Source organism: Citrobacter sedlakii NBRC 105722 (assembly GCF_000759835.1).
Lineage (GTDB): Bacteria > Pseudomonadota > Gammaproteobacteria > Enterobacterales > Enterobacteriaceae > Citrobacter_A > Citrobacter_A sedlakii.
The window spans coordinates 449,801-469,863 of sequence record NZ_BBNB01000001.1; the positions used below are offsets into that span (position 1 = coordinate 449,801).

Annotated in this window: 19 protein-coding genes; 9 read left to right on the forward strand and 10 right to left on the reverse strand. The window is 54.8% G+C overall.

Features of this window, described 5'->3' with window-relative positions; genetic code table 11:
* Positions 1–120: 120 nt before the first annotated feature.
* The 4 genes from lolB (at position 121) to dauA (ending at position 4,700) form a co-directional block, all read left to right on the forward strand.
* On the forward strand, positions 121–744 hold the full coding sequence (gene lolB, locus CSE01S_RS02110) for a lipoprotein insertase outer membrane protein LolB (RefSeq protein WP_042283639.1): 624 nt from the start codon (positions 121–123) through the stop codon (positions 742–744).
* Positions 741–1,592 carry a 4-(cytidine 5'-diphospho)-2-C-methyl-D-erythritol kinase gene (gene ispE / locus CSE01S_RS02115; RefSeq protein WP_042283642.1) on the forward strand — a complete coding sequence of 284 codons (852 nt, stop codon included), beginning with the start codon at positions 741–743 and terminating at the stop codon, positions 1,590–1,592. Before lolB ends, ispE begins: the two co-directional genes overlap by 4 nt.
* A gap of 266 nt (positions 1,593–1,858) precedes the next feature.
* A complete protein-coding gene (gene prs, locus CSE01S_RS02120; RefSeq protein ID WP_001518537.1) occupies positions 1,859–2,806 on the forward strand; it encodes a ribose-phosphate diphosphokinase in 948 nt (315 codons plus the stop codon).
* Between the two features lie 211 nt (positions 2,807–3,017).
* Entirely contained in the window at positions 3,018–4,700 is a 1,683-nt protein-coding gene (gene dauA / locus CSE01S_RS02125) for a C4-dicarboxylic acid transporter DauA (protein WP_072014934.1), read from the forward strand.
* 99 nt (positions 4,701–4,799) lie between these two features.
* On the opposite strand, the gene ychH is transcribed toward dauA, so the two are convergent.
* Positions 4,800–5,078, reverse strand: a complete 279-nt coding sequence (ychH, locus tag CSE01S_RS02130; protein WP_012906045.1) for a stress-induced protein YchH — start codon at positions 5,076–5,078, stop codon at positions 4,800–4,802.
* Between the two features lie 274 nt (positions 5,079–5,352).
* On the opposite strand from ychH, the gene pth reads away from it, so the two are divergent.
* Both pth and ychF read left to right on the forward strand, forming a co-directional pair.
* Entirely contained in the window at positions 5,353–5,937 is a 585-nt protein-coding gene (gene pth / locus CSE01S_RS02135) for an aminoacyl-tRNA hydrolase (RefSeq protein ID WP_042283649.1), read from the forward strand.
* A 116-nt stretch (positions 5,938–6,053) separates the two neighbouring features.
* Complete coding sequence (ychF, locus tag CSE01S_RS02140) at positions 6,054–7,145, forward strand: redox-regulated ATPase YchF (RefSeq protein ID WP_042283652.1); 1,092 nt, start codon at positions 6,054–6,056, stop codon at positions 7,143–7,145.
* A 272-nt stretch (positions 7,146–7,417) separates the two neighbouring features.
* Here ychF and CSE01S_RS22040 read toward each other — a convergent pair whose 3' ends face one another.
* The 3 genes from CSE01S_RS22040 to CSE01S_RS23000 form a co-directional block, all read right to left on the reverse strand.
* Complete coding sequence (locus CSE01S_RS22040; RefSeq protein WP_072014935.1) at positions 7,418–7,975, reverse strand: nucleotidyltransferase family protein; 558 nt, start codon at positions 7,973–7,975, stop codon at positions 7,418–7,420.
* Positions 7,976–8,128: 153 nt separating this feature from the next.
* Positions 8,129–8,470 (reverse strand): DHCW motif cupin fold protein, encoded by a 342-nt coding sequence (locus CSE01S_RS02150; protein ID WP_042283658.1) that lies wholly within the window; start codon positions 8,468–8,470, stop codon positions 8,129–8,131.
* Positions 8,471–8,530: 60 nt separating this feature from the next.
* The gene (locus CSE01S_RS23000) at positions 8,531–8,683 is read right to left on the reverse strand and encodes a cupin domain-containing protein (protein ID WP_157449577.1); all 153 of its coding nucleotides are present in this window, start codon (positions 8,681–8,683) and stop codon (positions 8,531–8,533) included.
* A 181-nt stretch (positions 8,684–8,864) separates the two neighbouring features.
* Between CSE01S_RS23000 and CSE01S_RS02155 the strand changes: the two genes are divergently transcribed.
* Positions 8,865–9,656: a PhzF family phenazine biosynthesis protein gene (locus tag CSE01S_RS02155; RefSeq protein WP_042283660.1), complete on the forward strand. Its 792-nt coding sequence runs from the start codon at positions 8,865–8,867 to the stop codon at positions 9,654–9,656.
* A gap of 43 nt (positions 9,657–9,699) precedes the next feature.
* Here CSE01S_RS02155 and cobB read toward each other — a convergent pair whose 3' ends face one another.
* The 5 genes from cobB to lolC are packed head-to-tail and all read right to left on the reverse strand — an operon-like array spanning position 9,700 to position 14,615.
* Positions 9,700–10,521: a Sir2 family NAD+-dependent deacetylase gene (gene cobB / locus CSE01S_RS02160; RefSeq protein ID WP_042283663.1), complete on the reverse strand. Its 822-nt coding sequence runs from the start codon at positions 10,519–10,521 to the stop codon at positions 9,700–9,702.
* Between the two features lie 15 nt (positions 10,522–10,536).
* A complete protein-coding gene (gene nagK, locus CSE01S_RS02165; RefSeq protein ID WP_042283665.1) occupies positions 10,537–11,448 on the reverse strand; it encodes an N-acetylglucosamine kinase in 912 nt (303 codons plus the stop codon).
* Between the two features lie 29 nt (positions 11,449–11,477).
* Positions 11,478–12,722, reverse strand: coding sequence for a lipoprotein-releasing ABC transporter permease subunit LolE (gene lolE / locus CSE01S_RS02170; RefSeq protein ID WP_042283667.1), 1,245 nt, complete (start codon positions 12,720–12,722; stop codon positions 11,478–11,480).
* Positions 12,722–13,423: a lipoprotein-releasing ABC transporter ATP-binding protein LolD gene (lolD, locus tag CSE01S_RS02175; protein WP_042283669.1), complete on the reverse strand. Its 702-nt coding sequence runs from the start codon at positions 13,421–13,423 to the stop codon at positions 12,722–12,724. Before lolD ends, lolE begins: the two co-directional genes overlap by 1 nt.
* On the reverse strand, positions 13,416–14,615 hold the full coding sequence (gene lolC, locus CSE01S_RS02180) for a lipoprotein-releasing ABC transporter permease subunit LolC (RefSeq protein WP_042283671.1): 1,200 nt from the start codon (positions 14,613–14,615) through the stop codon (positions 13,416–13,418). Before lolC ends, lolD begins: the two co-directional genes overlap by 8 nt.
* 298 nt (positions 14,616–14,913) lie before the next feature.
* Between lolC and mfd the strand changes: the two genes are divergently transcribed.
* Both mfd and ldtC read left to right on the forward strand, forming a co-directional pair.
* Positions 14,914–18,360, forward strand: coding sequence for a transcription-repair coupling factor (mfd, locus tag CSE01S_RS02185; RefSeq protein ID WP_042283673.1), 3,447 nt, complete (start codon positions 14,914–14,916; stop codon positions 18,358–18,360).
* 159 nt (positions 18,361–18,519) lie between these two features.
* Entirely contained in the window at positions 18,520–19,485 is a 966-nt protein-coding gene (gene ldtC, locus CSE01S_RS02190; protein ID WP_072014947.1) for a L,D-transpeptidase LdtC, read from the forward strand.
* Between the two features lie 92 nt (positions 19,486–19,577).
* On the opposite strand, the gene bhsA is transcribed toward ldtC, so the two are convergent.
* Positions 19,578–19,835: a multiple stress resistance protein BhsA gene (bhsA, locus tag CSE01S_RS02195; protein WP_042283675.1), complete on the reverse strand. Its 258-nt coding sequence runs from the start codon at positions 19,833–19,835 to the stop codon at positions 19,578–19,580.
* Between the last annotated feature and the right edge of the window lie 228 nt (positions 19,836–20,063).

Here is a 20,063-nt window from a genome sequence, read left to right on the forward strand (position 1 = left end):
CCCCTTTTGGAGTAATCGCTTAACGCTTAAATTAAGATAACGTGAACGTAGACGATATACCCGCGCGGCGCTAGCATTAAGGGTTATTATTGCAACGTATCACAAGGATTCGTCATCACTATGACCCTGCCTGACTTTCGCCTGATCCGCCTGCTTCCGCTGGCAAGCCTGGTACTCACCGCCTGTACGATCAACGCGCCAAAAGGACCGGGCAAAAGTCCCGATTCCCCGCAGTGGCGACAGCACCAGCAGGCTGTGCTTCAGTTAAATCAGTACCAGACCCGCGGGGCGTTTGCCTTTATTTCCGCCGATCAGAAGGTCTATGCCCGCTTCTTCTGGCAGCAAACCGGCCAGGACCGCTATCGCCTGCTGCTGACGAACCCGCTGGGCAGCACTGAGCTGGAGCTGAACGCGCAGCCAGGTCACGTTCAACTGGTGGATAACAAGGGCCAGCGCTATACCGCCGAAGACGGCGAAGAGATGATCGGCAAGCTGACCGGGATGCCGATTCCGCTGAACAGCCTGCGCCAGTGGATTCTGGGCCTGCCGGGTGACGCTACCGACTATAAACTTGACGATCAGTATCGCCTGCGCGAAGTGAATTACCGTCAGGATGGCAAAAACTGGAAGGTCGTTTACAGCGCCTATGACAGCAAAACGCAACCGGCCATGCCTGCCAATATGGAACTTTCGGATGGCGACCTGCGCATCAAGTTGAAAATGGATAACTGGATTGTGAAATGATGACCCACTGGCCATCCCCGGCAAAACTGAATCTGTTTTTATACATTACCGGCCAGCGCGCGGACGGTTATCACACGCTGCAAACCCTGTTTCAGTTCCTCGATTACGGCGACACGATCGACATTACGCCGCGCAGCGACGGCGAGATTCGTCTGCTGACGCCGGTAGACGGCGTGGCGCATGAGGATAACCTGATCGTTCGCGCCGCGCGTTTGCTGATGAAAACAGCCGCGCAACACGGTCGTCTGCCGACCGGCAGCGGCGCGGATATTCGCATCGACAAGCGTCTGCCGATGGGCGGCGGACTCGGCGGCGGTTCCTCTAACGCTGCGACGATCCTTGTGGCGCTTAACCACCTCTGGCAATGCGGCCTGTCGGTGGATGAACTGGCGGAACTGGGGATCCAGCTTGGCGCGGACGTCCCGGTATTTGTTCGTGGCCATGCCGCCTTCGCCGAAGGCGTGGGAGAAATCCTCACGCCGGTTAATCCGCCCGAAAAATGGTATCTGGTGGCGCATCCGGGCGTCAGTATTCCGACTCCGGCGATCTTCAACGATCCGGATTTGCCCCGTAACACGCCAAAAAGGTCAATAGAAACGTTATTAAATTGTGAATTCAGCAATGATTGCGAGGTTATCGCAAGAAAACGTTTTCGCGAGGTTGATGCCGCGCTTTCCTGGCTGTTAGAATACGCGCCGTCGCGCCTGACTGGTACAGGGGCCTGTGTCTTTGCTGAATTCGATACAGAGTCTCGTGCTCGCCAGGTGCTTGAGCAAGCCCCGGAATGGCTCGAAGGCTTTGTGGCGAAAGGCGTCAACCTCTCCCCTTTGCATCGGGCGTTACTCTAAATCATCCACGTTTCAGGAAGATGGCGAGATGACGAATCACCAGCCGCGTACTTCAGTATGTGACGGGTGTGAAGCATTAGAGCCAACATACATGAGAGAGGAATGATGGCGAGTAAGCCGGGCAAGCTGAGTTTCGGTGACAACGTCACCCTGTTCCAGACGTTGCATCGCGCTCTTTAATACACCGCATGGAGAGAATCCTGCCTGGCCCGCACAGTTTTTGGCAGATTCTTTCCACCAATGGACGCATGCCTGAGGTTCTTCTCGTGCCTGATATGAAGCTTTTTGCTGGTAACGCCACCCCGGAACTAGCACAACGTATTGCCAACCGCCTGTACACTTCTCTCGGCGACGCCGCTGTAGGTCGCTTTAGCGACGGCGAAGTCAGCGTACAAATCAACGAAAATGTACGCGGTGGTGATATTTTCATCATCCAGTCCACTTGTGCCCCCACTAACGACAACCTGATGGAATTGGTCGTTATGGTTGATGCCCTGCGCCGTGCTTCCGCAGGCCGCATCACCGCCGTTATCCCTTACTTTGGCTATGCGCGCCAGGACCGTCGCGTCCGTTCCGCACGTGTGCCAATCACGGCTAAAGTTGTCGCGGACTTCCTGTCCAGCGTCGGCGTGGACCGCGTCCTGACCGTTGACCTGCATGCTGAACAGATCCAGGGCTTCTTCGACGTACCGGTTGATAACGTATTCGGTAGCCCAATTCTGTTAGAAGATATGCTGCAGCTGAATCTGGATAACCCGATTGTGGTTTCTCCGGATATCGGTGGCGTCGTGCGTGCCCGCGCTATCGCTAAGCTGCTGAATGACACCGACATGGCGATCATCGACAAACGTCGTCCGCGTGCAAACGTTTCTCAGGTGATGCATATCATCGGTGACGTTGCGGGCCGTGACTGCGTGCTGGTTGATGATATGATCGACACCGGCGGTACGCTGTGCAAAGCCGCAGAAGCCCTGAAAGAGCGTGGCGCAAAACGCGTATTCGCTTACGCAACGCATCCGATCTTCTCTGGCAATGCAGCTAACAACCTGCGTAATTCCGTGATTGATGAAGTCGTCGTCTGCGATACCATTCCGCTGACCGATGAAATCAAAGCGCTGCCGAACGTACGTACGTTGACCCTGTCGGGTATGCTGGCCGAAGCGATTCGTCGTATCAGCAATGAAGAATCCATCTCTGCCATGTTCGAACATTAATCGAACCCGGCGCAAAAACCCGCTGCGGCGGGTTTTTTTGATGATGAATCAGCCCGGTAAGCGGCAACGTTTTTGGACGATGCACACGGCCTGTCATTTCAGAACTTCCGCTACGGCGGTTTTTTTATCTTTAACCACTATTTGTATGACTTATGCCTCCTTCACCTGCCATTTAGTTGACAGATGATGCGCTCATGGATGAAACATTATTGTGAACAGAATCTTTTCCTCACATGTGATGCCTTTCCGCGCCCTCATCGACGCTTGTTGGAAAGAAAAATATACCGCTTCACGGTTTACCCGTGATCTCATCGCCGGGATAACGGTCGGGATTATTGCGATTCCGCTCGCAATGGCGCTGGCTATAGGCAGCGGCGTCGCTCCCCAATACGGTCTCTACACCGCGGCGGTTGCAGGTATTGTCATTGCCTTAACCGGCGGCTCGCGCTTTAGCGTCTCTGGCCCTACCGCCGCCTTTGTGGTGATCCTCTACCCGGTGTCGCAACAGTTTGGGCTGGCAGGCCTGCTGGTCGCGACCCTGATGTCCGGCATATTTCTGATCCTCTTTGGCCTGGCCCGCTTTGGCCGCCTGATCGAATACATTCCGGTTTCCGTGACGTTAGGCTTTACGTCAGGGATTGGTATCACCATTGGTACCATGCAAATCAAGGACTTTCTGGGTCTGCAGATGGCGCACGTTCCCGAGCATTATCTGCAGAAAGTGGGCGCGCTGTTTATGGCGCTGCCAACGATCAACCTCGGCGACGCCGCCATTGGCATCGTGACGCTGGGCACTCTGATTTTCTGGCCACGGCTGGGTATTCGTCTGCCCGGTCACCTTCCGGCTCTGCTGCTGGGCTGCGCGGTGATGGGGATAGTTAACCTGTTCGGCGGTCATGTCGCAACCATCGGTTCGCAGTTTCATTACATCCTCGCCGACGGTTCTCAGGGCAACGGGATCCCACAGTTGTTACCTCAGCTGGTGCTGCCATGGAACCTGCCGGATTCCGATTTTACGTTAAGCTGGGACTCGCTGCGCGCCCTGCTGCCTGCGGCTTTTTCAATGGCGATGCTCGGGGCTATCGAGTCGCTGCTGTGCGCCGTGGTGCTTGACGGAATGACCGGCACCAAGCACAAAGCCAATAGCGAACTGATAGGACAAGGGCTCGGCAACATTGTCGCGCCGTTCTTTGGCGGGATCACCGCCACCGCCGCGATTGCCCGTTCCGCCGCAAACGTACGCGCTGGCGCGACGTCGCCGATCTCCGCCGTCATTCACGCGATTCTGGTGATCCTCGCGCTGCTGGTGCTGGCGCCGCTGCTCTCCTGGTTGCCGCTGTCGGCGATGGCCGCGCTGCTATTGATGGTGGCGTGGAATATGAGCGAAGCGCATAAAGTGGTGGACCTGCTGCGCCACGCGCCGAAAGACGACATTATCGTGATGCTGATGTGTATGTCGCTGACGGTACTGTTTGATATGGTGATCGCCATCAGCGTGGGCATTGTGCTGGCATCCCTGCTGTTTATGCGGCGTATCGCGCGTATGACGCGCCTGGCGGCGGTTAACGTAGACGTGCCGGAGGATGTGTTGGTGCTGCGCGTAATTGGCCCGCTGTTTTTTGCCGCCGCTGAAGGGCTGTTTACCGATCTGGAATCACGTATTGAAGGCAAGCGCGTTGTCGTACTGAAGTGGGATGCAGTACCTGTGCTGGATGCGGGCGGACTGGATGCGTTCCTGCGCTTTGTCAAAAGGCTGCCGGAGGGATGCGAACTGCGGGTGAGCAATCTTGAATTTCAGCCGCTGCGCACCATGGCGCGCGCCGGCATCCAGCCGATTCCGGGACGCCTGGCGTTTTTCCCGAATCGCGACGCCGCCCTGGCGGATTTGACATAAATAAGCAAAAGCCCGGTGGCGTTCACGCTTACCGGGCCTCCCTTTCTTGCCAACTGTCAGACCGGAGACGACATTTGGTTCGCTATCCGGCAATCAGCGTTAACTATGACGGCGATTGTCGTTACGGCGGCAACGTTTATCGTAGTGGCGTACCCACCAGTAGCGGTCACAAACTTGTTCATGCCCGCCAACACGTGCCCCTGCAAGCCAGAGAATGGCGCCGACGAAAATACTCAGCACTGCACCATGTGCGAAAAATTGTGGCAGGTTAAATTGCGGCAGTTGGTTTAAAATTGAATAACCAACGCCAACAACCATCACCACTAACCCCAACCCCATTAGCACATTACCGAGTAACGAAGCGTTTTTGCGTTTCATATGTCACCTCCGGAACTTTTGGGTTGTTTCAGGGAATACCCCTAATCCTTATGTGTAAAGTATAGACAACACGCACCATTCTGAGTGCGGGAGCGATCACAAATACAACGTCACATTCAACAAAACTTTACAAATAAGCCCCTGAAGCCCTTGACTTTCTAATAGTCGACAGCGGCAACTATTCATTTCCCTCTTCTCTGACGCTGTTTTTTGTCAAGCGGGGCTGCAGACAGTACACTACGCGCCAGTGATTGACCTATGCAGGATAGAAAACGTGACGATTAAACTGATTGTCGGCCTGGCAAACCCCGGCGCGGAGTATGCAGCAACACGACACAATGCGGGCGCATGGTACGTCGATTTACTGGCTGAGCGGCTGCGAGCGCCGTTACGCGAAGAGCCGAAGTTCTTTGGCTATACGTCCCGGGTAACCGTTGAGGGTGAAGATGTTCGCCTGCTGGTGCCTACCACGTTTATGAACCTGAGCGGGAAAGCGGTCAGCGCGATGGCCAGTTTCTATCGCATTAATCCTGATGAGATTTTAGTGGCGCATGATGAGCTGGATCTGCCGCCAGGGGTTGCCAAATTTAAGCTGGGCGGTGGGCATGGCGGTCATAACGGCCTGAAGGACATTATCAGCAAACTTGGCAATAACCCTAACTTTCATCGCTTACGCATCGGAATTGGCCATCCGGGCGATAAAAATAAAGTTGTCGGCTTTGTGTTAGGAAAGCCACCGGTCTCTGAACAGAAGCTGATTGACGACGCGATTGACGAAGCGGCTCGCTGTACGGAGATTTGGTTTAAAGACGGTCTGACCAAAGCGACAAGCCGCTTGCATACCTTTAAGGCACAATAAACCGGGATGTGCGGCATTTTTGCCGTACGCTGTGTATAATAGGCAAAGTTGTTTTCATTTCTACAATCTGTTTTCTGTAACAGGTTGATTATCAAGTTATTAAGGTGATTTAAATCATGGGATTCAAATGCGGTATCGTTGGTTTACCCAACGTCGGGAAATCCACCCTGTTCAACGCGCTGACCAAAGCCGGTATTGAAGCGGCCAACTTCCCGTTCTGTACGATCGAACCGAATACCGGCGTCGTACCGATGCCTGACCCGCGTCTGGATCAACTGGCTGAGATCGTTAAACCGCAACGAATTCTGCCGACGACCATGGAGTTCGTGGATATCGCGGGTCTGGTAAAAGGCGCGTCCAAAGGTGAAGGTCTGGGTAACCAGTTCCTGACCAACATTCGTGAGACCGAAGCGATCGGCCACGTCGTGCGCTGCTTCGAGAACGACAACATCATTCACGTTGCAGGTAAAGTTAACCCGGCGGAAGATATCGACGTTATCAATACCGAGCTGGCGCTGGCGGACCTCGATACCTGTGAACGTGCGATTCACCGTGTGCAGAAAAAAGCGAAAGGCGGTGATAAAGACGCTAAAGCCGAACTGGCGGCGCTGGAAAAATGTCTGCCGCACCTGGCCGAAGCGGGAATGCTGCGCTCTCTGGATCTGACCGACGAAGATAAAGCGGCAATCCGCTACCTGAGCTTCCTGACTCTGAAACCTACCATGTACATCGCCAACGTCAACGAGGACGGTTTCGAGAACAACCCATATCTGGATCAGGTTCGTGAAATCGCAGCGAAAGAAGGCTCTGTGGTTGTTCCGGTTTGTGCTGCTGTTGAAGCCGATATCGCTGAGCTGGACGATGAAGAACGTGACGAGTTCATGCAGGAACTGGGGCTGGAAGAACCGGGTCTGAACCGCGTGATTCGCGCGGGCTATCGCCTGCTTAACCTGCAGACCTATTTCACCGCTGGCGTGAAAGAAGTCCGTGCCTGGACTATCCCTGTCGGCGCAACAGCCCCGCAGGCGGCAGGAAAAATCCATACTGACTTCGAAAAAGGGTTTATTCGCGCGCAGACTATTGCGTTTGATGATTTCATTACCTATAAGGGCGAACAGGGCGCGAAAGAAGCCGGTAAGATGCGCGCCGAAGGTAAAGATTACATCGTTAAAGACGGTGATGTGATGAACTTCTTGTTCAACGTCTAACGGCATTGATGCATCAGGAAGCGCTAATTCCTGTTCATTCACACTCTGCAAAATCCACGCCTTAGCGTGGATTTTTTTGGATGATTGCCCTGACAAAACACAACGTGAGGGATGGCAGGTTCATTAAGTTCGGTAACAATATCAGTGGCGTACTTACATCCGATTGTCGCTTATTGCTGACCTTCTGCTCAGTTAGCTTGTCCGCATTGTGCCAGAAACGGTCTATCAATCTAAGATCGAACCGCAGGAGCCGGGATATTAGTATATTGTGTTTATGTGGGAACAATGAGCTGTAATCTTGGATAACGTTCCAGCCATCGCTTTGTCGTGACCCGTTGTTTAAAAGAGTCCAATTTATCAATTTCAAATGCAGGAGTCGGCCGTAAACGCAATTCAAATAAGTCAGAAAGTCCATAAGGCGCACAAATATCAAGACCTTTCTTCCCCAATCTGACGGCTACAGCAGTTGCCGTTTCAGGCCAATGCAGTAGAGCATTTCGTGTTGATGTATAGGGATGATCACCGTTACGTTTATGCATTCTGGCTTGATTCTTCACCGACCAATCTAACGAAGGCACTTGTTGCCTAAGCCTGTCTTCAAGGTAACGATCATGTTCTGGGCTACAGTGCTCTGAGTCAAACCAGACTATATCCACATCACCAGAAACAGGACTTGGGCCATACTCATGTAATTGATCCCAAACTGCATCTCGCACAAACCCAGCCCCAATCCAGCCATCATTGAGTTCAAGTGCCCGAACAGCATCAAGAACCTTCATTCTGACAGGGTCAGTTGACAATATTTTCTGCAGTGACTTTTGGTATTCCATTTTTACCTCTACTGGAAATAGTAGCCCATTGGTTTAAATACCTTCATCTTCCCCATCCATGTCCGCTCCTCGTTCAGTGCAGATCTTAAAACCTTTCCGGCAACCTGTTTCGGAGCAGAAGCAGTCTTTATGGCAACCAGGTTTGCAGGCACGTTAATCAACAATAAACAGCGTTGCGCCTGTCGTTGTGCTGGATTGATGCCGCTCAGCGTTATCGCCAACCTGATAACTCATTCCGGCCTTCAGGACAAATTCTCGTCCATCTTCCAGCACGGTTTTTAACTCGCCTTCAATGCAGAAAAGGATATGCCCTTTTTGACACCAATGGTCCGCAAGGTAGCCAGGCGTATACTCAACCATACGTACACGGATTTGATTGGGTTTGTTACCAAAGTATTGTGTACGCCAGTAAGCGATGCCCGTTTCTCCAGGGTACTCTGTTCTTTCAACTTCGTTCCAGTTCGTGGTGCCAAAAGCAAACGCATCCATCTTCATTGTGTTGGTCCCCGTGGGAATACAAATTATCTGTCAACGGAATAAAGCGACATACACACATTACACGTCATGCTGACGCTTCGCTTCATTTTTCACATGTATGTCCATTTCGCTGGCCCCGTGTTCCATCCAGTCAACAACCTTGCCTCCCGCCCCGGCAATGGCGATATGCGACATGGCCATCTCAGGAGCAGCGCCATGCCAGTGTTTCACGCACCAGCCCCCACTCCCGGAAGTCAGAATGTTATCGTTATGTATGCAAAGGCAAAGCAACTGAAACAATACCTACCTTAAATTGCAGGCCGCGCTTCGGTCTCGGGAAAGAGAATCAAACTGCGCACTGCCGTGTCATGATAAGGTGTGAGTTTTCCGGATATGCCGTGAGGTTGACGCTATGCAAAAAATTGATTTCTACATGATAGATGCCTTTGCCAACACCACCTTTGGCGGTAATGCCGCGGCGGTCTGCCCGCTTACCGAATGGCTGCCCGATGAGACACTTTTAAAAATGGCGAAGCAGCATAATCAATCGGAAACCGCTTTCTTTGTGGTCAACGACAAGGGTTTTACGCTGCGCTGGTTTACCACTCAGGGGGAAATTAATCTGTGTGGACATGCCACCCTTGCGGCGGCGCACGTCATCTTCGAACATCTGAATTATCCTTATGCGACCATTCACTTCGATACCCGATTTGTCGGGCCGCTGACCGTCACCCGCAGCGGCGAGTGGTTGACGCTGGATTTTCCGGCCTGGCAGACGGACCCCGTCACGCCACCGCCTTTATTGCTCGAGGCATTAGGCATTACGCAGTACACAGAAGTGCGCGCCGCACGAGATTATCTGGTGGTCCTGGAACATCAACGCGAGGTGGAAGCGCTGTGCCCTGATATCAGCGCCATGCTGCCTCTTGAAAAAATGGTGTGCGTCACCGCGCCCGGTGCCGGGGAATACGACTTTGTGAGCCGTTTCTTCTGCCCCGGTGAAGCGGTTGCAGAAGATCCGGTCACCGGTTCAGCGCACACCATGCTCATCCCTTACTGGGCTGAAAAATTGCATAAAACGCAGATGCTCGCGTATCAGGGGAGTGAACGCGGCGGCGAACTACGCTGCCAGCTAAAGGGGGATCGGGTTTACATCGGTGGGCAGGCAACGACCTATCTGACGGGCAAGGCGCTGTTGCGCTAAAACGGAGAAATGCTGCCCGGCATTCTTTCCGGGCAGTAACGCGTCACAGTCCTTTCAGTAACTTCTCAACGAACTCAGGGACCACCTGGCTTGCGGGGCCGTAATACTTCTCATCGAATTCGCTGCCGACCTGACTGGGCTCAAGGTTCAGCTCAACCGTGTGCGCGCCGTGCAGTTTCGCTTCGTGGACAAAACCTGCCGCCGGATAAACGTGCCCGGAAGTGCCAATGGCGATAAAGACATCCGCCATGGCCAGCGCCATATAGATCTCATCCATGCCAATCGGCATTTCACCAAACCAGACGACATGCGGGCGCAGCGGCGCCGGAAACTGGCAGCAATGGCATTTATCGTCCGGCGTAACGTCACCGGTCCACGCCAGAATCTGCCCGCTCTGCGAACAATGCACCTTCAACAGCTCGCCGTGCATATGAATAATATTATGATTACCCGCCCGTTCATGCAGATTATCGATATTTTGCGTTACCAGCATAAAACGATCGCCCAGCGCCTCTTCCAGCTTCGCCAGTGCGAGATGCGCCGGATTCGGCTGAATTTCAGGCTGTTGCAGCTGTCGACGACGCGCATTATAGAATGACTGCACCAGCTCCGGGTTACGGGCGAAGCCTTCCGGCGTCGCTACGTCTTCGACGCGATGTTCTTCCCATAAACCGTCCGCCGCGCGGAAGGTGCGAATTCCGGACTCCGCAGAAATGCCAGCCCCTGTAAGCACTAATACTCTCGGTTTCTCCATCACTTCCGGCACCACTCTGTCTCTGAAAAAGATCCGCTGACGCAGACGTTCGCGTAGATGGCGTTTGTTTTTACGAAATCGACTTAACCGATGACCCCGACGCGACAGCATAGCAACCTCTATTGATTAATCGGTAAGATGTAAGAAGGCCGCACCGCGCATTCCGCCCGCGTCGCCGTGACGCGCACGTTCAATACGCGGTACGCGTGCGACAGGCAATAAGTGGCGCGGCAGTCTGTCTGCCAGCTGCGTGGTGACGGCGGTAAAATTCGACAGGCCGCCGCCAATAACCACCAGATCCGGATCGACAATCGTCAGGATATTTCCCAGACAAACGGCCAGTAAGTCCAGATAACGTTCAACATGCGCCCGCGCCTGTTCGTCGCCCTGCTCCCACAGCGCAATGATTTCAGGCGCCTCCAGCGGTTGATGATAATAATGCTGATACAGCCAGGCAAATCCCCGCCCGGAAAGATAATTTTCAATGCAGCCCAGTTGACCGCAGCCGCAGCGACGCAACGGAAAGTCGAACCCCATCAGCGTGAGGGCATCAACCGGCAGACGCATATGCCCAAATTCGCCGGTAATATAACTGCGGCCAGTGATCGGTTTTCCGTTAAGGATCAAACCACCGCCTACGCCGGTGCCGAGGATCAATCCCATCACCAACGGATATTGGGTGAATTCATCGTCCCAGGCTTCAGATAGCGCAAAGCAGTTCGCATCGTTATCGAGGCGAACATCACGGTCAAGACGCGCGCTAAGGTCGGCACGCAAGGGTTTGCCACTGGCGGCGGGAACGTTCGCGGCATACAGGGTGCCATCTTCAGTTTCCGGCATGCCCGGAATACCAATACCGACCGATCCTTTGACGCCAAAGCGCTGGTCAGCTTCCGCCACCAGCTGACATACGGCGTCTAAAAAGGCCGCGTAACCGTCGCGTGGCGTAGGTATACGTTTTTCCCACTGGAGTTTGCGCTGGTTGTCAAACACGCCTAACGCAATTTTTGTACCGCCAATATCAAACCCGTAATACATTGCCGCTCCTTGTCTTTTTTCTTTTGGCGTTACTGGCCGCTGAGCACTCTTGCCGGGTCAATATTGCTGGCGCGCCGCGCCGGATACCAGCTTGCTAACAGGCTCAGCAACAATGCCGTGACCAGTACGTAAATCACATCCAGCCAGTGCAACTCCGATGGCAGGAAGTCAATAAAATAGATATCGCCGGAGAGGAACTGATGGCCGATCAGTTTCTCAATGCCGTTGATAATTGGGGTCAACTGAAGCGAAACCACCACGCCAATCACCACGCCAATCAGGCTACCAAACAGTCCCGCCAGCAGGCCGTACCAGACAAAAATGGCGCGAATAAGGCCATCTTTCGCCCCCAGCGTTCTTAATACCGCAATATCGCCGCTCTTGTCTTTAACCGCCATCACTAATGTTGAAACAATGTTAAAACAAGCCACGCCGATCACCAGCACCATCGCCAGATACATAATCGCGCGGATCATCTGGATATCGCGGTACATATAGCCGTAAGTGCCAATCCAGCTCTTGATGTAAACGTAGCTGTTGGTGACTTCGCCCGCGGCGCGAACCAATTTGTTCGCGTTAAAGACGTCGTTAACCTTCAGCGCAATACCGGAAACCGTGTCAGGCATGTCGAGATACTGCTGGGCATCCGCCATCGGGATCATTGCAAAGCTGTGATCCAACTGACCGCTCAGTTGCAGGATGCCGGCAACATGCAGGCGGACGCGTTTTGGCTGCATCAGTTTATGATCGGCACTGGCGTTGGGGATCATGATCGACACCCAATCCCCCTGCTTCACTTTCAGCGCATCGGCGACGCCTTTGCCAATGATGATCTGTTGTTCTCCGGCCTTAAAGCCGGACCAGGCGTTATTCAGCACAAAGGACGGTAGCGCGCTCAGCCGCTGCTCCTGCTGCGGATCGACGCCTTTGACCTGGATGGCGCGCAGATTGGCTCCGCTTTCCACCAGACCGGTAAAGTTGATATAAGGGGCCGCCGCCGTGATGCCCGGCACCTTCTGCACTTTTTCCAGCGCATCGCGCCAGTTGTTCCATGGCTGATTGACGGCCTCGATTTCACCGTGCGGCACCACCGCCAGAATGCGGTTATTCAGCTCACGCTCGAAGCCGTTCATCGCGCTTAAGCCAACGATAAGCACTGCCACGCCCAGCGCAATGCCGATGGTGGAGATCACCGAAATCAATGACACCATACCGCCACGCCGACGTCCCCGGCTAAAGCGCAAACCAATCAATAACGATAAAGGCGACGCCATTACTCCGCCCCCATCAGGCTCAGTTCCACGGTCAGGCGTCCGTCACGCATTTCCAGTTGGCGACTCATGCGCTTTGCCAGGTGCAGATCGTGCGTGACCACCAGAAACGCGGTGCCCTGCGAACGATTCAGTTCCCCGAGCAACTGGAAAATGCTGTCCGCATTGCGCGCATCGAGGTTACCGGTCGGTTCATCCGCCAGCACCAGACGCGGGTTATTCACCAACGCGCGCGCGATAGCCACGCGCTGACGCTCACCGCCGGAAAGTTCAGATGGACGATGGTTCGCACGATGATCCAGCCCTACCGCTTTCAGCATCTCACGCGCCCGCTGGTCGATCTCCGACGGCTTTTTCTTGCCGATCAGCAGCGGCATCGCTACGTTTTCCAGCGCGGTGAAGTCCGGCAGCAGGTGGTGAAACTGATAAATGAAGCCAAGTTTTTGGTTTCGCAGTTCCGCTTTCGCCGCCGGGGAAAGTGTGCTCATCGGCTGGCCGCTGAAAATCACATCGCCAGAGGTCGGCGTATCCAGTCCGCCCAGCAGATGCAGCAGCGTACTTTTGCCGGAGCCGGAGCTACCGACAATCGCCATCATCTCTCCTTCGCCCACGCTGAAGCTGACATCGTGCAGCACGTCGGTCTGCACGGCGCCTTCCTGATAGCGTTTGCACAATTTGTTGCATTGCAACAGGATCTTATTCATAACGTAAAGCCTCAGCGGGTTGAGTGGCGGCAGCGCGCCAGGAAGGATAAAGCGTAGAAAGCAGCGCGATGGCCATGGCCACTAGCGCAATCACAATCACCTGTAGCGGCTCGATCGCCACCGGCAGCGAAGCGCCATCCAGCAGCACACCGATAACCGGCATCAGGTTGTTTAACTGACTGGCAAGCAACGCGCCAAGCGCCGCCCCCAACACTGCGCCGATAATCCCGGCGCTGGCTCCCTGCACCATAAAGACCATCATGATCTGGCGCGGCGTCAGCCCTTGCGTTTGCAGAATCGCCACTTCGCCCTGCTTCTCCATCACCATCAAACCCAGCGAGGTAATAATATTAAACGCCGCCACCGCCACGATCAGGCTAAGCAGCAGTCCCATCATGTTCTTTTCCATCCTTACGGCCTGGAACAGTTCGCCCTTGCGCTCGCGCCAGTCCTGCCATTTCGTGCCTTCCGGCAGCGTCTGCTGACTGAGAGAGTCCACCTTCAGCGGCTCGTTAAGCCATAAACGCCAGCCGGTAATGTTTCCCGCCGGATAGCGCATCAAACGCGACGCATCCTGAATGTTGGTCAGCATCTGATAGCCGTCGACTTCACTGTTCGCCGCAAACGTGCCAATGACGGTAAACAGACGCTGGCTCGGCAAACGCCCCATCGGCGTGAACTGGCTGGCTGAGGGCACCATCACGCGGATTTGGTCGCCGCGATTAACGCCAAGCTGCCCCGCAAGCTGTTCGCCGAGGATGACATTATACTTACCCGGCTGGAGATCGGTTTGTCTGACATTGACCAGATACGGCGTCAGCGGATCGTTTTGCGCCGGATCGATACCCAGCATTACGCCCACCGCCACGCTGCGCGCGCTTTGCAGAACCACATCGCCGGTGGTCAGCGGCGCGACACGGCTCACGCCGTTGAGCTTGACGGCGTTTTCCGGTAACTGGCCGGGATTCAGCGAGCCTTGCTCAGCGGAAAGAATGGCCTGCGGCATCAGGCCCAGGATGTTATTTTGCAGTTCACGTTCAAAGCCGTTCATCACTGACAAAACCGTGACCAACGCCATCACCCCAAGGGTAATGCCGATGGTGGAAAGCCAGGAGACGAAGCGACCGAAGCGGTCTGCTGCACGCCCACGCATGTAGCGCAGGCCGATGAATAGAGCGACAGGTTGGTACATGAAATCCGTCTGGTTGCGATTAGCAAAGTCACGAGTATATAAGCGAAAGCGGAATGGGTAAACGTCTGAACCGTAAGTGTTCGTCAGCGTACCCGCGAGAGGGGATGAGAAATCGATATGCTAAATATATTCTTTCCCCGGCGCGCTTACCGTTCTGATCTTTCTCCTGAATCATCCAAATGAAGAATATTACGCATGACGATACCGAGGGCGATTCAATTTGCTAAAGAGAAACGATCGCGGATAATAAAGAGCATTGCTTATCAGACGTATACCTAAAAGAGATTCTGACAACCGAATGCCTGAACAACAACGTTACACGCTGCCCGTCAAAGCGGGCGATCAGCGCCTGCTGGGCGAACTGACCGGGGCTGCCTGCGCCACGCTGGTGGCGGACATTGCTGAACGCCATCCCGGCCCCGTCGTACTCATCGCCCCGGATATGCAAAACGCCCTGCGCCTGCATGATGAAATCCGCCAGTTTACCGACCAGATGGTGATGAACCTCGCGGACTGGGAAACGCTTCCTTACGACAGCTTCTCGCCGCATCAGGAAATCATCTCATCACGCCTTTCCACCCTGTATCAGTTGCCTTCTATGCAACGCGGCGTGTTGATTGTGCCGGTGAATACGCTGATGCAGCGCGTCTGCCCGCACAGTTATTTGCACGGCCATGCGCTGGTAATGAAAAAAGGTCAGCGATTATCGCGCGACGCCCTGCGCGCGCAGCTCGACAGCGCAGGCTATCGGCACGTTGATCAGGTCATGGAACACGGCGAATACGCGACGCGCGGCGCGCTGCTGGATCTCTTCCCGATGGGTAGCGAACAACCCTACCGTCTGGATTTCTTTGACGACGAAATTGACAGCCTTCGCCTGTTTGATGCGGATACCCAGCGCACGCTGGAAGAAGTGGATGCCATCAACCTGCTGCCAGCGCATGAGTTTCCGACGGATAAAACCGCCATCGAGCTGTTCCGCAGCCAGTGGCGCGATACATTTGAAGTGAAACGCGACGCTGAACATATTTATCAGCAGGTCAGTAAAGGCACGCTGCCTGCGGGGATTGAATACTGGCAACCGCTGTTTTTCAGCGAACCGCTGCCCCCACTGTTCAGTTACTTCCCGGCCAACACCTTACTTGTCAATACCGGCGATCTGGAAGCCAGCGCCGAACGCTTCCAGGCCGACACGCTGGCGCGTTTCGAGAACCGGGGCGTTGACCCGATGCGCCCGCTCCTGCCGCCAGAATCGCTCTGGCTCCGCGTTGACGCGCTGTTCTCGGAACTGAAGCGCTGGCCGCGCATTCAGCTTAAAACGGAGCACCTGCCGGACAAAGCGGCCAATACCAATCTGGGTTTCCAGCAATTGCCCGATCTGGCGGTACAGGCGCAGCAAAAAGCGCCGCTTGACGCTTTGCGCAAATTCCTCGAGTCGTTCACGGGTCCGGTTGTCTTTTCCGTGGAGAGCGAAGGCCGCCGCGAGGCGCTCGGCGAACTGCTCGCGCGAATTAAGCTCGCGCCGAAGCGCATTCTGCGTCTTGATGAAGCAAGTGGTAACGGGCGCTATCTGATGATCGGCGCCGCGGAACGCGGGTTTGTCGATACCCAGCGCAACCTGGCGATGATTTGCGAAAGCGACCTGCTCGGCGAGCGCGTGGCGCGTCGCCGCCAGGATTCACGCCGCACCATTAATCCGGACACGTTGATCCGTAACCTGGCCGAACTGCATACGGGTCAGCCGGTGGTTCATCTGGAACACGGCGTTGGTCGTTATGCCGGAATGACGACCCTGGAAGCGGGCGGCATCAAGGGTGAATATCTGATGCTCACCTACGCCAACGACGCCAAACTGTATGTGCCGGTCTCCTCGTTACATCTCATCAGCCGCTATGCAGGCGGAGCCGAGGAAAACGCGCCGCTGCATAAGCTTGGCGGCGACGCCTGGTCCCGCGCGCGGCAAAAAGCAGCGGAAAAAGTCCGCGACGTGGCGGCGGAGCTGCTGGATATTTATGCCCAACGTGCGGCGAAAGAAGGCTTTGCCTTTAAGCACGACCGCGAGCAGTACCAGCTATTTTGCGACAGCTTCCCGTTCGAGACCACGCCCGACCAGGCCCAGGCCATTAACGCTGTACTCAGCGACATGTGTCAGCCGCTGGCGATGGACCGTCTGGTCTGCGGCGACGTGGGCTTCGGCAAAACCGAAGTGGCAATGCGCGCGGCGTTTCTCGCCGTTGAAAACCATAAGCAGGTGGCCGTTCTGGTGCCGACCACCCTGCTCGCCCAGCAGCACTTCGACAACTTCCGCGACCGCTTTGCCAACTGGCCGGTGCGTATCGAAATGCTGTCCCGCTTCCGTAGCGCCAAAGAACAGGCGCAGATCCTCGAACAGGCGGCTGAAGGGAAAATCGATATCCTGATCGGCACGCACAAGCTGCTGCAAAGCGATGTCAAACTGAAAGATCTGGGCTTATTGATTGTCGACGAAGAGCACCGTTTCGGCGTGCGTCATAAAGAGCGTATCAAAGCGATGCGCGCCGACGTCGATATTCTGACCCTGACCGCCACGCCCATCCCGCGCACGCTCAATATGGCGATGAGCGGGATGCGCGATCTGTCGATCATTGCCACCCCACCGGCGCGACGGCTGGCGGTGAAAACCTTCGTCCGTGAATACGATAACCTGGTCGTGCGCGAGGCGATCCTGCGTGAAATCCTGCGCGGCGGCCAGGTCTATTACCTGTATAACGACGTCGAAAACATCCAGAAAGCCGCCGACCGCCTGGCGGAACTGGTGCCGGAAGCGCGCATCGCGATTGGTCATGGGCAGATGCGCGAGCGCGAACTGGAACGGGTAATGAACGACTTCCACCATCAGCGCTTTAACGTGCTTGTGTGTACCACGATTATCGAGACCGGGATCGACATCCCGACCGCCAACACCATTATCATCGAACGCGCGGATCACTTTGGACTGGCGCAGTTGCATCAGTTGCGCGGACGCGTGGGCCGATCGCATCATCAGGCGTACGCCTGGCTGCTGACGCCGCATCCGAAAGCAATGACCACCGACGCGCAAAAGCGTCTGGAGGCGATTGCGTCACTGGAAGATTTGGGCGCGGGCTTTGCGCTGGCGACACACGATCTGGAAATTCGCGGCGCGGGCGAACTGCTTGGCGAAGACCAGAGCGGACAGATGGAAACCATTGGCTTCTCGCTGTATATGGAACTGCTGGAAAATGCCGTCGATGCGCTAAAAGCCGGACGGGAACCGTCGCTGGAAGACCTCACCAGCCAGCAGACAGAAGTCGAACTGCGAATGCCGTCGCTGCTACCGGATGATTATATCCCCGACGTCAATACGCGCCTGTCGTTCTACAAGCGAATCGCCAGCGCCAAAAGCGAAAACGAGCTGGAAGAGATCAAAGTGGAGCTTATCGACCGCTTTGGTCTTCTGCCGGATCCCGCGCGTAATCTGCTGGATATCGCCCGTTTGCGTCAGCAGGCGCAAAAGCTGGGGATCCGCAAACTCGAAGGTAACGAGAAAGGCGGCACCATTGAATTCGCCGAGAAAAATCACGTGAACCCGGGCTGGCTTATCGGTCTGCTGCAAAAGCAGCCTCAGCACTTCCGCCTCGACGGTCCGACCCGCCTGAAGTTTATGCAGGATCTGACGGAGCGGAAAACGCGTATGGACTGGGTGCGTCAGTTTATGGCGCAACTGGAAGAAAACGCGGTCGCGTAATAACCCGATGCCGGATAAGGCGAAACCGCCGTCCGGCATGATCTCCCCCGCCTCGCAGATCTTTACAACTCTTTGCACTTCCCTTGCATTTCAGGACATGCCAACCCGCCATAATGATCGTTGGCGTCTTTTATTCCAATAACCCTTTGATTTATGATGATAATGAAAACTCTGCGACTTTCCCGCTGGCTGGCGTTTGTCACGTTTGCCGCCAGCATGGCGCTTGCGCTACCTGCGCAGGCGAATACCTGGCCACTTCCGCCGCCCGGCAGCAAACTGGTGGGCGAAAATAAATATCACGTTGTCGAAAACAACGGCGGTTCCCTGGAGGCCATTGCGAAGAAATACAACGTTGGATTCCTGGCGCTGTTACAGGCAAATCCCGGCGTTGACCCCTACGTGCCGCGCGCTGGCAGCGTGTTGACCATTCCGCTGCAAACCCTCCTGCCGGATGCGCCGCGCGAAGGTATCGTCATTAACCTTGCTGAACTGCGCCTTTATTATTATCCACCGGGTAAAAACGTGGTCACGGTTTACCCTATCGGCATTGGTCAACTGGGGGGCGATACGCTTACGCCCACCATGGTAACCACTGTTTCCGACAAGCGCGCGAATCCGACCTGGACGCCGACGGCCAATATTCGCGCCCGCTATAAAGCACAGGGGATCGAATTGCCTGCGGTTGTCCCTGCCGGGCCGGATAACCCGATGGGTCACCACGCGATTCGTTTAGCCGCCTACGGCGGCGTGTATCTGCTGCACGGCACCAACGCCGATTTCGGCATCGGAATGCGGGTCAGTTCCGGCTGCATTCGCCTGCGTGATGGCGATATTGAAACGCTGTTTAAGCAGGTTACCCCGGGAACCAAAGTCAACATTATTAATACGCCGATCAAAGCCTCAGTCGAGCCAGGCGGCGTACGTCTGGTTGAGGTACATCAGCCGCTGTCAAAAAATATTGATGATGACCCGCAGGTTTTGCCTATCGTCCTGAACAGCACATTGCTGGCATTTAAAGATGCCGCGCAAACCGATGCGCCACTGATGCAGCATGTAATGGATGTCCGCTCCGGCATGCCGGTCGACGTCACTCGACATCACGACGTTAAACAGCAATCCCTGTAAGCCTGAACGAAAAAGCCCCGCTGAACCGTAGTTCAGCGGGGCTTTTTTGTGCAGTGGCAAATCTTAATCAGGCATTAATGAGGGGTTAATGCTTATTTGTAAATTACCGCGGTACCGTGCAGCGTGTTCGGGCCAGTAACCGAGGTAATGCGGAAAGATTTCGCCCCCATTTCATCTGCTTTTTGCGCCAGTTGTTCTTCCAGAGAACCCAGGTTAGTACCTGCGCTGGCAGAGATGGTCCCAACTTTTTGCTGGCCGTCAGGCGTAGATTGCACTTCAACGGCAGCGAAGCTGGCGAATGAAAGAGAGCTGAGTACAGCAGCAGCGATGAGGGCTTTGACGTTTTTCATAATAGTAACCTTTTGCAGATGAACGGGGTCGTAAGCATTTACTTAACGATCGATAGGTAAATGATAGATGTGATCCAGGTCACACGTCAACTCTTTTTTATAACGGTCGTTATATAAATTAAAAAGCACTTATCTTTCATGACAATGCAACGTAATTATTTTTCACAGGAATGCGCTGGAGACTGGACGGTTTTATTTTTATAATGGTTATTCATTAAACCCAGACAG

What these genes read in the sequence shown, in the direction of transcription:
- lolB (WP_042283639.1), top strand. Translation starts at nt 121, where the DNA reads ATGACCCTGCCTGACTTTCGCCTGATCCGCCTGCTTCCGCTGGCAAGC.
- ispE (WP_042283642.1), top strand. Translation starts at nt 741, where the DNA reads ATGATGACCCACTGGCCATCCCCGGCAAAACTGAATCTGTTTTTATAC.
- ychH (WP_012906045.1), bottom strand. Translation starts at nt 5,078, where the DNA reads ATGAAACGCAAAAACGCTTCGTTACTCGGTAATGTGCTAATGGGGTTG.
- ychF (WP_042283652.1), top strand. Translation starts at nt 6,054, where the DNA reads ATGGGATTCAAATGCGGTATCGTTGGTTTACCCAACGTCGGGAAATCC.
- CSE01S_RS22040 (WP_072014935.1), bottom strand. Translation starts at nt 7,975, where the DNA reads ATGGAATACCAAAAGTCACTGCAGAAAATATTGTCAACTGACCCTGTC.
- CSE01S_RS02150 (WP_042283658.1), bottom strand. Translation starts at nt 8,470, where the DNA reads ATGAAGATGGATGCGTTTGCTTTTGGCACCACGAACTGGAACGAAGTT.
- CSE01S_RS02155 (WP_042283660.1), top strand. Translation starts at nt 8,865, where the DNA reads ATGCAAAAAATTGATTTCTACATGATAGATGCCTTTGCCAACACCACC.
- cobB (WP_042283663.1), bottom strand. Translation starts at nt 10,521, where the DNA reads ATGCTGTCGCGTCGGGGTCATCGGTTAAGTCGATTTCGTAAAAACAAA.
- nagK (WP_042283665.1), bottom strand. Translation starts at nt 11,448, where the DNA reads ATGTATTACGGGTTTGATATTGGCGGTACAAAAATTGCGTTAGGCGTG.
- lolE (WP_042283667.1), bottom strand. Translation starts at nt 12,722, where the DNA reads ATGGCGTCGCCTTTATCGTTATTGATTGGTTTGCGCTTTAGCCGGGGA.
- lolD (WP_042283669.1), bottom strand. Translation starts at nt 13,423, where the DNA reads ATGAATAAGATCCTGTTGCAATGCAACAAATTGTGCAAACGCTATCAG.
- lolC (WP_042283671.1), bottom strand. Translation starts at nt 14,615, where the DNA reads ATGTACCAACCTGTCGCTCTATTCATCGGCCTGCGCTACATGCGTGGG.
- mfd (WP_042283673.1), top strand. Translation starts at nt 14,914, where the DNA reads ATGCCTGAACAACAACGTTACACGCTGCCCGTCAAAGCGGGCGATCAG.
- bhsA (WP_042283675.1), bottom strand. Translation starts at nt 19,835, where the DNA reads ATGAAAAACGTCAAAGCCCTCATCGCTGCTGCTGTACTCAGCTCTCTT.